At 66.1% G+C, this 13,268-nt stretch carries 7 protein-coding genes; 3 read left to right on the top strand and 4 right to left on the bottom strand.

Annotated features, from left to right (window positions below):
- Positions 1–14 precede the first annotated feature (14 nt).
- The gene (locus RVX_RS03005; RefSeq protein WP_420192382.1) at positions 15–737 is read right to left on the bottom strand and encodes a DUF3313 domain-containing protein; all 723 of its coding nucleotides are present in this window, start codon (positions 735–737) and stop codon (positions 15–17) included.
- Between the two features lie 370 nt (positions 738–1,107).
- Here RVX_RS03005 and RVX_RS03000 point away from each other — a divergent pair, with 370 nt between their 5' ends.
- Positions 1,108–2,772, top strand: a complete 1,665-nt coding sequence (locus RVX_RS03000) for a patatin-like phospholipase family protein (RefSeq protein WP_420192383.1) — start codon at positions 1,108–1,110, stop codon at positions 2,770–2,772.
- A 250-nt stretch (positions 2,773–3,022) separates the two neighbouring features.
- Here the strand turns inward: RVX_RS03000 and acs are convergent, their stop codons facing one another.
- Positions 3,023–5,026, bottom strand: a complete 2,004-nt coding sequence (gene acs / locus RVX_RS02995) for an acetate--CoA ligase (protein ID WP_007524681.1) — start codon at positions 5,024–5,026, stop codon at positions 3,023–3,025.
- 419 nt (positions 5,027–5,445) lie between these two features.
- On the opposite strand from acs, the gene RVX_RS02990 reads away from it, so the two are divergent.
- Entirely contained in the window at positions 5,446–8,148 is a 2,703-nt protein-coding gene (locus RVX_RS02990; protein ID WP_420192408.1) for a GNAT family N-acetyltransferase, read from the top strand.
- A gap of 33 nt (positions 8,149–8,181) precedes the next feature.
- Here the strand turns inward: RVX_RS02990 and RVX_RS02985 are convergent, their stop codons facing one another.
- Positions 8,182–9,171 (bottom strand): hypothetical protein, encoded by a 990-nt coding sequence (locus tag RVX_RS02985; protein WP_147307553.1) that lies wholly within the window; start codon positions 9,169–9,171, stop codon positions 8,182–8,184.
- 265 nt (positions 9,172–9,436) lie between these two features.
- Complete coding sequence (locus RVX_RS02980) at positions 9,437–11,131, bottom strand: NADP-dependent glyceraldehyde-3-phosphate dehydrogenase (RefSeq protein WP_116308260.1); 1,695 nt, start codon at positions 11,129–11,131, stop codon at positions 9,437–9,439.
- A 302-nt stretch (positions 11,132–11,433) separates the two neighbouring features.
- On the opposite strand from RVX_RS02980, the gene RVX_RS02975 reads away from it, so the two are divergent.
- The gene (locus RVX_RS02975) at positions 11,434–12,768 is read left to right on the top strand and encodes a LuxR C-terminal-related transcriptional regulator (protein WP_116308259.1); all 1,335 of its coding nucleotides are present in this window, start codon (positions 11,434–11,436) and stop codon (positions 12,766–12,768) included.
- Positions 12,769–13,268 lie beyond the last annotated feature (500 nt).

Raw genomic sequence — 13,268 nt, 5'->3', positions numbered from 1 at the left:
GCAATCGAAGGGGGCTACTTTCCGTGCAGGCGGTTCCAACCGCGCACCAACGTTGCCGCGCTGGCCTCCACGCCGCTGCGCGCGGCGTCCCACCGGCCAAAGGCCCGCAAGGGATCAAGCCCGGTGACGGAACACCGCTCCACGAAGCTCAGCAGCCGCGACCCGGTCTCGGAATCGGTCAGTTCGCCGCCCAGGGTGATGTTGCCCATCAGCGCCGCCTTGCCCGCGTCGTCCAGCCGGGTCAGGTCGATGCGTCCGAATGGCGTGTCGTAGGTCCCGTTGCTGGGGGCCACCTCGGTGGGCTGCATGCCGAAGATCATCAGCCGCAGCCGGGCCACGCCGGGGCCGGGCTGGTCGGTCACCTCCCACCCGCCGCGCCGCAGCCCATCCACGAAGATGTCGCGGGTCATGAAGACCATGTTGGCCTTCTCGTCCAGGGACGCGCCCCGGAAGGTTTCGGGATGCTCCTCGCGCAGCACCACATGCTCCATCTGGAATTTCGTGTACCGCCGCAGCAGTTCCGGCTCACGCGCGTAGAGCATGCCCCCGGTGGTGGGGTGTTCCAGCAGGAGCGGCGCGCTTTCCGCCGCTGGCGCGGCCGCCTTGGCATCCCCCTGCGCGGGGGGCTGCCTGCACGCGCACCCCGCCAGCAACAACGCAAGCAACAGAACCAGCAACAGCAGCGCCGGGCGGGGCCGGGCCACGCTACGGACGGAACGCGGGGGCAATGCGGGCATGGAAACCTCCTGGTGGTGTCGCGAAACGGGGTGGCACGGCCAAAGGGGCAATCCCGGACGAGGCCCGGAACCATACGACAACATAGCACCTTTCCGGCGCGTGCGGCAACCGGGCTAGTTTCCCTTTGCGACCATGCCGCGCCGCGCACAATTTCCTTCCCACGGGGGGCGGCATGTGCGAACATCCCTGCATCTCCTTCCACACCCCCTCCGCGCCGCCACCGCCCTCTCCCCCCCCCCGCCGCGCCGCCACCTTCCGCCACGCCATCTCCCTCCGTCGCCGTTCGCAGCAGGTGACGGGCCATGCCCGCCGCACCGCATCGGGGCGGTCAACCGGCCGTCCGCAACCTCCGATCCACCGGGGGCACCCATGGCAGAGCCGTTCCACATCGCGCTCACGTCGGCCGGGGCCGTATCCGGCGGCCCCTATTCCGCCGGGGTCATCGACTTCATCATCGAGGCGCTGGACGCCTGGTACGCGGCCAAGGCGCGCGGCGACCCCGTGCCCGACCACGACGTGCGCATCGACGCCGTGTCCGGCACCTCGGCCGGGGCCGTGGCCGCCGGGCTGTTTCCGGCGGCGGTGATCCGGGGCAGGCGCACCGCGGGCGGGCACACCCCGTCCCTGCTGCGACAGGTGTGGGTGGACAGCCTGGACCTGCGGCACGACGACGGCACCTCGCGCGGTTTCCTGGGCCTGTCGGACATGCAGGACCCCGGCGACGCCATTCCCTCGCTGCTCAATTCCCACCGGCTGGACGCCATCGCGGACGAGGCCTTCGGCTCCCCGTGGGACCCGCGCTTCTCGCCGCCCCCATGGCTGTCCGAGACGCTGCGCGTCATCCTGTGCGTCACCAACCTGCCCGGCGTGCCCTACCGCATCGCCATGCAGGGGTCCGGCCCGGAATCCGGGCACGACATGTTCCAGCATGGCGACCACGGCACGTTCCAGTTCTCGCTTGCCCCACCGGACAAGCCGGGCGTTACCCACGTGGACCCGCACGGCCCCACCGGGTGGAACACCCTGGTCACGTGGGCGCTGGCCAGTTCCGCCTTTCCCGTGGGGCTTGCGCCGCGCTTCCTGTACACCTCGCGCGAGGTCTACGAAGCGCGCATGTGGCCCGGCCTCGACCAGGACGGACGCTGTACGCCGGTGCGCGCCCCCACCCAGCTGCCCACCGGCGACACGCTGCGCTTTCCGGCGGTGGACGGGGGCATGGCCAACAACGAACCCTTCGAGCTGGCCCGGCGCGCACTGGCGGACGACATCTGCACGCGCCTGCCGCGCACGGGCGAAGCGGCCCATTCCGCCGTGGTGCTGGTGGATCCCTTTCCCTCGCCCTTCGATGCGCAGGTCTATCAACGGCAGTGCCAGCTGCGCCCCGACGTGACGGAGGTGGTGGCCCCCCTGCTGTCCGCCATGAAGCAGCAATGCCGCTTCAAGCCCGAGGAACTGGCCCTTGCCGCCGACTCGGCCATCTATTCCCGGTATCTCGTGGCCCCAACCGGCAGCAACGCGCGCGGAACCGTCTACGGCGACGACGCCCTTGCCGGGGCGGGGCTGGGGGCCTTCGCCGGTTTCCTGTCGCTGGCCTTTCGCGAGCACGACTACCAGCTTGGCCGACGCAACGCACAGCAGTTCCTGCGCATGCACTTCACCCTGCCCCTCGCCAACAGCCGGTTCGAGCCCAGCCGGTCGCTCTATGCGGCCAAGGGCGCGCTGGGCGGCCACCTGGTGGCCCGGACCACCGGCGGGGCCAGGGACCATGTGCCCATCATCCCGCTGATGCCCTCCGTGAGCGCCGAGATTCCCCTGCCCGCCTGGCCCAGGCTGCCCGCCGACGAGCTTGCCGCCATCGGCAGGGCCATGCAGCCGCGCCTGAACACCATGGTGGCCCGCCTGGGCCGCAAGACCTGCTGGCCCGCGCGGCTGTTCATGGCCGCCGCGTGGCCCTTTTTGCGCGGCATGGCGCGCCGCAAGATAGTGGAATACATGGACCGCGACTTGCGGGCACGCGGGCTGGTGACCCCATAGGAGAAGGCGGCCCGCCTGCCCCGCGCGCGGCGGCAGGGCGTTGCGCGCCCCGAAAACGGCGGAGGCGGACCGGGTGCCCGGTCCGCCTCCTTTGCGGGAAGGGGGGAGAGAACGTTTTGTGATGCTGAACCAAGGCCGGTTGTCCAGTGGCCGGCCACCCGCGCCGGACATCGCCGCACGTCCGGCGCGGGTGTGGTTGCCGGCGGGCAGGGCGGTCCGCCGCCAAACGGGCCGCCCTGCCTTGCTATGACTAATGTCCGGTAAGTTGCACGCGCCCCTCGATGAGATCCTGCACCACCCCCGGGTCGGCCAGGGTAGAGGTGTCGCCGAAGTCGGAACCCGCGCCCGAGGCGATCTTGCGCAGGATGCGCCGCATGATCTTGCCGCTGCGGGTCTTGGGCAGCCCTTCGGCGAACTGGATGACTTCCGGCGTGGCGATGGGGCCGATTTCCTTGCGCACCCAGGTGCGCAGGGCCGCGCGCAGTTCCTCGGTCTCTTCGGTGCCCGCCGCCAGGGTGACGTAGGCGTAGATGGCCTCGCCCTTGATGGCGTGGGGCATGCCCACCACGGCGGCCTCGGCCACCGAGGGGTGCGAAACCAGTGCCGATTCCACTTCCGCCGTGCCCATGCGGTGCCCGGAAACGTTGATGACGTCGTCCAGCCGCCCCATGACCCAGGTGTAGCCTTCCTCGTCGGTGCGCGCGCCGTCGCCCGATTCGTACATGCCGGGGAAGCGTTCAAAGTAGGTGGACTTGTACCGCTCGGGCGACCCGAACACCCCGCGCAGCATGCCGGGCCACGGCTTGCGGATGACCAGGTGCCCGCCCTCGTTGGGGCCGCAGGGGGTGCCGTCGGGCTTCACCACCGCCGCGTCCACGCCGGGCAGGGGCATGGTGGCCGAGCCGGGCTTGAGCGTGGTGGCGTAGGGCAGCGCGGAAATCATGATGCCGCCGGTCTCGGTCTGCCACCAGGTGTCCACGATGGGCAGGCGGTTATGGCCGATGTGCTCGTGGTACCACATCCACGCTTCGGGGTTGATGGGTTCGCCCACCGAACCAAGAATGCGCAGCGAGGACAGGTCGTGCTTCTGCGTCCAGTGCGCGCCTTCGCGCATCAGGGCGCGGATGACCGTGGGCGCGGTGTAGAAGATGTTGACCCGGAACTTTTCCACGATGTGCCAGAACCGGTCCGGCCCCGGCCACGAGGGCACGCCCTCGAACATCAGCGTGGTGCCGCCAAGGGCCAGCGGGCCGTACACGATGTAGCTGTGCCCGGTGATCCAGCCGATGTCGGCGGTGCACCAGTACACGTCGTCGTCATGCAGGTCGAACACCCACTGGGTGGTGTGGGCCGCGTAGGTAAGGTAGCCGCCGGTGGTGTGCACCACGCCCTTGGGCTTGCCGGTGGAACCGCTGGTGTACAGGATGAACAGCATGTCCTCGCTGTCCATCTTGGCGCACGGGCAGGCGGAATCAAGGGTGCGGTCGGCCATCACCTCGTGCCACCACAGGTCGCGGCCTTCGCGCATGGCGCAGCCCGAGTGCGCGCGGTCGACCACCACCACCTTTTCCACGCTGGGGCAGTCCTTCAGGGCCTCGTCCACGTTGACCTTGAGCGGGATGGACCGGCCCGCGCGCAGCACGGCGTCCGCCGTGACCACCACCCTGGCCTCGCAGTCCTGGATGCGGTTCTGCAGGCTGACGGCCGAGAACCCGGCGAAAACTATGGAATGCACCGCCCCGATGCGCGCGCAGGCCAGCATGGCCACGGCCAGCTCGGGAATCATGGGCATGTACAGCGCAACGCGGTCGCCCTTCTGCACGCCAAGGTTGCGCAGCACGGACGAAAACCGGCACACCTCGTCGTAGAGCATCTGGTAGGTCAGCACGCGCACGTCGTCTTCCGGCTCGCCCTGCCAGATGATGGCGGCCTTGTTGCGGCGGCCGTTGACCAGATGGCGGTCCAGGCAGTTGTACGCCACGTTCAGCTTCGCGCCCGTGAACCATTCGATGCGCGGGGCGTGCATGTCCGCGTCCATCACCTTGTCCCACGGGGTGAACCAGTCCAGCAGCTGCTTTGCCCGGTCGCCCCAGAAGCCTTCGGGGTCCTTGTCGGCGCGTTCGCGGTGGGCGAGGTATTCGTCCATGCCGTTCACGTGCGGGCGGCGGCGATCACCGGAAGGCGCGGCGGGCGGCGCGAAGTGGCGCTTTTCGTCCATCATGCTTTCGATCTTGTCGGACTTGTTCTGGCTCATGGCCGGTGCCTCCCGTTCGTTTGGCGGTATGCCGGTGTTCCGGTCTTTTCGTGGCGGCCCTGCCCGTTCTTGCGGCGGGGCGTGGCCCACGGCCCTTGTCTAGCCCCGTGCAGTGACCATGCGAAAGGGCGCGCCACCCCCTTTTCGGTGAACGGTCATCCCGCGCCGGTGAAATTGACTTTTTGCCGGTGGACGGAAAGAATGCCCTGAATGGTGCGCCCCATGAACGGCGCATGACGGCCCGTCACCGGACGGGGACGGCACGCCGGAGCGGCGCGGCGGCATGACCGCACACCGCGCGGCCCTGCTCTTTCCGCCCGCACTGCCGCCGCCAACGCGCACCGCCACGTCGCCGGGCATCCGCCCGGCGCGCCCGCACCTGCCCGCACGCGGCGGCACGACGGAAGGGGGTTCGCACGGTGTCCACGCAATCGTCCCTTGAGCAGATGTTCAAGCCCAATTCCGTGGCCGTCATCGGGGCCACGTCCACGCCGGGCGAGCCGGGCTGCATCATCATGAACAACCTGATGTCCGGCACCTTTCTGGGGCCGGTGCTGCCGGTGAACGAAACGGGCGAGGCCGTGGCGGGCATGCCTGGCCACACCGCCATCGACACCCTGCCGCTGACGCCCGACCTCGCCATCATCTGCTCCCCGCCCGAAACCATTCCCGGCTACATAGAAGAGCTGGGCAAGCGCGGCACCCGCGCCGCCGTGATCATGAGCCGGGGGTTCTTCCGCTTTGACCGCGAACGGCGCGAAGTGCAAAAGGCCGCCCTGTTGCAGGCCGCGCGGCGCTGGGGCGTGCGGGTGCTGGGGCCGAACTGCCTGGGGTTCATCACGCCATCGGTGGGGGTGAACGCCAGCCTTGCCCCGCGAGAGGCGCTGCCCGGCAAGGTGGCCTTCCTCTCGCAGTCCGACTCGCTGTTCACGTCCGTTCTGGACTGGGCCACGTCCAAGGGCATCGGCTTTTCGCACTTCATCGCCCTGGGCGACCGCTACGACGTGCACTTTCACGACGTGCTGGACTACCTGAACAGCGACGTGAACACCCGCGCCGTGCTGCTGTACATAGAGACCATCGACAGCGCCCGGCGCTTCATGTCGGCCGCGCGCGCGCTGGCCCGCAACAAGCCGGTGCTGGTGATAAAGGCGGGCCGGTCAGAGGCGGCGGCCATGGCTGCGGCCGCGCATTCCGGCATGCTGCTGGGCGCGGACGAGGTGTACGACGCCGCCTTTCGCCGGGCGGGCATGCTGCGGGTGGCCGACATCGACGCCATGTTCGACACGGTGGAAACGCTGGCCCTGGCCAAGCCCCTGAAGGGCGACCGGCTGGCCATCCTGACCAACGGCGGCAGCCCCGGCTTTCTGGCCACCGACGCCCTGTTGCAGGGGCGCGGCAAGCTGTCCGAACTTTCCGACCAGACCTGCCAGGCGCTGGACAACGAGCTGGGGCGCGACTGGTCGTACTGGAACCCGCTGATCGTGCGCAGCTCCGCCGACGGGGCCATGTACGCCAAGGCGCTACAGATATTGCTGGACGACAGGGGCGTGGACGCCGTGCTGGCGATGCACGTGCCCACCTTTTCCGTGCCCAGCGACGAGGTGGCGGGCGCGGTCATAGAAGTGGCCCGGCGCGGGCGCAAGCCGGTGCTGACAAGCTGGCTGGGCATAGACGACGCGGCGGAGGCCCGCCGCAAGTTCGCCGCCGCCGGGGTGCCCAGCCACTTCACGCCGGACAACGCGGTGCGCGCCTTCCTGAACATGGTGGAGTACCGGCGCAACCAGGACACCCTGATGGAAACGCCGCCCTCGCTGCCCGAGGCCTTCAACCCCGACGTGACGGCGGCGCGCATGGTGGTGAACGACGCGCTGGAGGCCAAGCGCATGCTGCTGACCCCGGCAGAGGCCCACGCCGTGCTCACCGCCTATGGCATACCCGTGGCCGAGACGCGCCATGTGAAGACCCCGCGCGAGGCCGTGGCCGCCGCCGCCGAGATCGGCTACCCCGTGGCGCTGAAGGTGGAATCGCCCGACGTGCCGCGCACCTCGCTGGCCGGGGGCGTTGCCCTCAATCTTTCCAGCGACGAAGAAGTGATGGACGCCGCCCTGTCCACCGCCAACAACGTGTGCGACCAGGTGCCCGGCGCGCGCATGGAAGGCTATGCCGTGCAGCGCATGTGCCGTCTGGCCGAGGCGCACGAACTGGCCGTGGAAACCGCCACCGACCCGGTGTTCGGCCCCATCATCCGCTTTGGCCAGGGCGGGTCCATGGCAGAGGTGCTGGCCGACCGCCAGACCGCCCTGCCGCCGCTAAACATGGGCCTTGCGCAGGAACTGGTGTCGCGCACGCGGGTGTACCGCCTGCTGCGCGGCAGCGGCCACAAGGCCCACGTGAATCTGGACGCCGTGCGCCTGCTGCTGTGCAAGGTGTCGCAGCTGATCATCGACATTCCCGAAATCTTCGAGATGGAGATAGACCCGCTGTTCGTGGACGGCGACGGCGTGGTGGCGCTGGATGCGCACATGCGCATTGCCTGGTCCACCACCACCGGCACGGACCAGCTGGCCATCCGCCCCTACCCGCGCGAGCTTGAGGAATGCGTGACCCTGCGCGACGGGCGGCACGTGGACCTTTTGCCCATCCGCCCGGAAGACGAGCCGGAGCACTGGGAATTCGTGGAGAGTCTATCGGCTGAAGACAAGCGGTTCCGCTTCTTCGGCAACGTGGCCAAGCTGCCCCGCGCCGAGATGGTGAAGCTGACCCAGATCGACTACGACCGCGAAATGGCATTCATCGCCAAGGGGCCGGACAACGAAGGGGTGACGCGCACGCTGGGCGTGGTGCGGGCCATGGTGAGCACCGACAACAGCGAGGCGGAATTCGCCGTGGCCGTGCGGTCCGACCTGAAACGGCAGGGCCTGGGCAAGCTGCTGATGCAGAAGATCATCCGCTACTGCAAGGCGCGCGGCACCAAGCGCATTGTGGGCGCTGCCCTTGGCGACAACAAGTCCATGGCCGAACTGGCACGGTCGGTCGGATTCATCGTCAGCAAGGACTACGACGAGGACATCTGGCAGCTGGACTTGCCGTTGGAGGATGGGAAGGGGGAAGGCGAATAACAGCCCGCCCCTGCGCCATCCTCCGTACCACGCCTACTCATCCGGATTTTCGAGTACGAAACTGTTCAAAACTGCCCTGCACAGCGGCGCGATTTTTTCAAACTCTGCTTGTATACCCCGCGCATTCTCAACGCCACCAGCGTGGCACGTCAGCTGGACGAAATTCCCGTAGGGAAAAAATTGATACTCCAACATCCGTTGCATATACGTCATCCCCGCACGTTCCATCCGGACATCTTGCATCACCCAGAAGCCTGGAATACCTTCTATAGTAAATGTTCCTGCCGAAATATATCGCGCGCCTTCCTCGAGGGCATCCTTTATTCTTCCGGATTCAACAAAGCTCTCTATTTCATGCTTTTCTGGGCTAAAACCATCTGCATTCTTGATTACAAGCGTAATCATATTCAATCCATCACCGTTTTCACTCACCCATTTCTGCACAATATGAGGCCTGTCACCGTCAAAAGCAGCCCACGATATCGGCAAATTCATCCGCAATCTTGTTCCATGAGCCTTGGCATGATCTTTTGTGTTATACGCCTGCTTGAAACCATCCACAAATTCACCCACAGGGTTTTTTGCATACTGCACGGCAAGCATATACTCCAACACGGGGCTGTATATGTTGCCATTCGCCCTACCCTTAACCTCTTCTATGAACGCTTGCGCATCGCTTCTTGAAAAGTTCCCACTGAATACAGCATCACGTATTTGCCTTTTGGCGTCGATAGACCTCGCCCTCAGCCCCTCACTCCCCCCCATGTTATCAAGCTCACTCTCGATATTCTTTTTCACCTCTGGAAATGTGACTTCAAATTCTAACGCTGCAATCTTTGCATCTTTTTGCATGTCTGGAAATTTTTCAGCCACCGCATCAAGATATGCATCTTGACTCACCAAAAAGCCATACGCCTGCGCAACCCCAATCATAGATTTTTTTGTAACGCTCAATGCTGCTGCATCATGCACCGACAGTAAGCAAAACAGTCCGGCAACAATACCGCATGCTATTCTATACATTTCATCACACCCCTGTGTCATTGCACAGAATAAAAACATATCGCCTAAAATCACCAAAACACCACAAAAACCACCATCAACAAAACTTCAACACATCCACACAGCTATCCAAACACAACCATAGTGCACACAACTATAGTGGCCATTCCCCCTTTCTTTAATCGCTCACCACCATCGACAAACCTTTATACCATAATATTTTCAAGAGAAACAGAAAAGTCCGCCGAAATCAGCGGACTTTTCTGTTTCTGCAGCTTCTCTTGCCTTACAGTATAAAATCGTTCGATAAAAAGTTCGACCGCCTGTCCCGGATGATGCTGGTCAGAATCTCCTTGTTGGCGTCGCTGCCCTTGGCCGCCACCAGCGTGCGGATGGAGAAGCAGCGCAGCGCATCGCTGACCGAAAGGGTGCCCTCGGCGGAATCCTTGCGGCCGGTAAAGGGAAAGGTGTCCGGCCCGCGCTGGCACTGGCTGTTGATGTTCACCCGGCACACCTGGTTGACCATGGGGTCGATCAGCCGGGCCACGTCGTCCGGGTCGTTGCCGAAAATGCTCAGCTGCTGCCCGTACTGCGACCCCACCACGTAGCGCACCGGCGTTTCTATGTCCGTGAAGGGGATGACGGGTATCACCGGGCCAAACTGCTCCTCGTGGTACACGCGCATCTGCGGCGTGGCCGGGCAGACCACCGTGGGGTGGTACAGGGTTTCGGCGTGGGTGCCGCCGCCGCTGTTGGCCACCTTGCCGCCGTGGGCGGCGGCGTCCCGCACCAGGTCGTCCAGATAGGCCGACTTGCCGGGCACCGGCAGCGGGGTGATGCGCACCCCCTCGTCCCACGGCATGCCGATGCGCAGCTTGCGGATGCCCTCGTCCATGCGGGCCAGAAACTCCTCCAGCCGTTTTTCATGCACGAACAGCATCTTCAGCGCGGTGCAGCGCTGCCCGTTGAACGAGAACGAGCCTTGCAGCGCCTCGGCCACGGTCAGGTCCATGTCCGCGCAGTCCAGCACGATGCCCGCGTTCTTGGCGTCCAGCCCCAGCACGCAGCGCAGCCGGTGCGGGTGCGGGTGGGCAAGGCGCAGCGCGTCCGCCGCCGTGCTGGACCCGATGAACGCCAGCACGTTGATGCGGCCCGACGCCATGATGGGCTTCACGATGCGCCGGTCGCCATGCAGGATGTTCACCACCCCGGCGGGAAAGGCGTCGCGGAAGGCTTCCATCAGCGGCGAATACAGCAGCCGCCCCAGGCGCGGCGTTTTCACGATGACCGGGTTGCCCATGATCAGCGCGGGCATCAGCGTGCAGAAGGTTTCGTTCAGCGGGTAGTTGTACGGCCCCATGCACAGCACCGGCCCCAACGGCGCGCGGCGTATCTGCGCGTAGATGCCTTTCTCGATGACGAAGCGCGACGAGGCGCGGTCCAGATCCTTCAGCGCGTCGATGGTGTCGCGCAGGTACTCCATGGTGCGGTCGAATTCGCCGCTGGCGTCCTGCCACGACTTGCAGATTTCCCACATCATGATGCGCACCACCTCGGTGCGCCGCGCCGCCATGCGCCGGGCAAAATCCTCCACGTGGCGGATGCGCTCGGCCACGCCCATGGTGGGCCATGCGCCCATGCCGTCGGCCCAGGCGCGGTCGGCGGCGTCCACGGCGCGCAGGGAGGCGGCCTCGTCAAGGATGGGGCAGCGGCCCAGCAGGCGCGGGGTGAAGCCGCCCGTGCCGCCAGTCCCGTCAATCTCGCCGATGGGCGAGAACACCTGCTGCATCTCGCCGGGCCATTCCTCCAGCTTGCCGCCGATGAGGCAGGTGCGCTGCTCTATGGGCGCAAAGGCGTGGGCGGCTTCCGGCAGGGGCTGCCCGGCCACGGGAAACAGCGCGCGCAGGCTTTCGGGGGTATGGACGGCGGCAGGGCTGGCGGCAGAAGAGCCCGCGGTTGAGACGGTCGGCTGGGACGACATGCGAAACTCCTTCATCCGGCGGCGGGCCGGGCTGCGGGGCGGCGAACGGTGTGGAAGCGGCCATGGAGGCCATGCGCTGCCAACATAGCAGGCTTGCGCACCGATGGCAGCAGGGAAGGCGGGCGGGCGATGAGAATGAGGAAGAAGGAAACAGAGCGCGGGGCAGGCATCAGCAGCCCCCGCCCCACAAGCAACACACCGCAATGCCATAACAATATCTGTTTTGAAGCAATACAGCCACGCAACGCCACCGCATCATCGCAACTTGCAAAACTTCACATCCGGTAGTACCACACTGCACAATGCACAGCACTACCCGAAAATCTCCATCCACGTCGCGCCATATAGCCCCTGCCACGCCTGGGCATGTCGTCGATGCATGGAAAGACCTTATCCTGTTCACCGATGCGCGCGGCATCATCATGGAAGTACGCGGGCATCCCATTGCCTGCGCGGGCAGCACGCCTCGTCCCGGCCAGTCGTTCTGGAAGGCCCTGGGACTTGGCGGCCGCTCGACGGACGACGCCCTGCGCCGCTACCCCCCGTTGTCCATCCACGAAATCCACCGCGCCGGGCGCACCTTTCTGCTGCGCATCATGCCCCTGCCCCCGGCCATCGCCCCCCGGGGCGGGCTGGTGGTCGTGGCCACGGACAACCACTCCATGCACGCGCTCTACCGGCGCTACGAACAGCGCCTGCACGACCACATCTCGGCCTGGGCTGATTCGGTCACCCTGTTCAACGCGCTGTTCGACACCGCCAAGGACGCCACCTTCCTGATGAACGAGGCGGGCGTGATCATTGCCGCCAACCCGGCCGCCCTGCGCAGGCACGCCGGGGACACGCCAACAGGACCCGCAGGGCCAGACGGACCAGCACCAACCAGACCAGCCGGATCAGCCAGACCAGACGAAACAGACGGGGCGGAATTCGCGGGCACCGCCGTGGACGCGTTGCTGGCGCGGCGGGCACGCCCCATGGTGCGCAAGGCCATGCGCGCGTTGCGTCCCAACGGGCAGTGGACACGCACGCTTGCCGCCCGCGACGCCGAAGGCGCCACCTTTCCGGCAGAGGCCACCCTGCGCCGCATCGCCTTTCAGGGCGGCAGCCTGTTCCAGCTTATCCTGCACGACCTGTCCGAACGCGTGGAATTGCAGGATTCGCTGCGCGACCGCATGGCCGAGGTAAAGGAAATGAATATCGCCCTGCGCCAGGTCTTGCGGTCCGTGGAAGAAGAACGGCAGGAAATGCTGCGCACCCTGCACACCCGCATGAAGCGGCGCATGCTGCCCGCGCTGGACAAGATTGCCCGCGCCGAAACCGCAGAGGTACGCGAAGGCTACCGCAACCTGCTCGCCGAACAACTGGCGGGGATGGTGGGCGAGCCGGACGGGTCAAATGGACCGGGCGGGGCGGACGGCGGAAACGACCCCGCACTGCTGGGCCTGACCCCGCGCGAACTGGAAGTGTGCCGCCTGATCCAGCTTGGCCGCAGCGGGAAGGAAATAGCCGACCTGCTGGGCATCTCGTTCGAAACAGCCCAGACCCACCGCAAGAACATCCGCAAAAAGCTGGGACTGCGCGGCAGCACCACGTCGCTGCAAACCCACTTGCAACAGGGGCCGTCGCTGCTTTGAGGCCGGGTCCCTCACGCCGCTGCCCCTCCCTTACCTGGCGTCTGTTGCGCCCGCCCCGACTGGCCAGACTGACCAAACCGGCAAGACTGGCAAGACTGACAAAGCGGGCACGCCCACCAGGACCGGTGCGCCCGCTGCGCCACACCCCGCCCGCCCTGTCCCGCCTGTCCCGCTCCGGCCCACGCCCCTTCCCCGTCCGCTCCGTCCGGCTAAATCCCCCCGGCCTTCCGTCGCACATGCCCCCGCAGCAGCGAAAGCACCCTCCCCATCGGGTACGCCGCCATACCCGACACGTAACCCATATCCCCCTCTTGCCCATCATGTCGCACCATGCCAGCATTGCGACATGATGCGACACTGTTCTCCATTCACGCCGCAGCACTCAGAAAAAATTCCCACAAATACGCACGCTGCAACCAAGCATCGGTGACCATCCGGCAAACGTGCGTCGCGGCTATGCAGTCCATGCCATCGTCATTACCACGCCATCAATGCGGCAC

The organism is Nitratidesulfovibrio sp. HK-II, from assembly GCF_003402415.2.
GTDB lineage: Bacteria > Desulfobacterota > Desulfovibrionia > Desulfovibrionales > Desulfovibrionaceae > Cupidesulfovibrio.
Note: the sequence above shows the minus strand (reverse complement) of the source record. Positions and strands in the feature narration are given on the sequence as shown.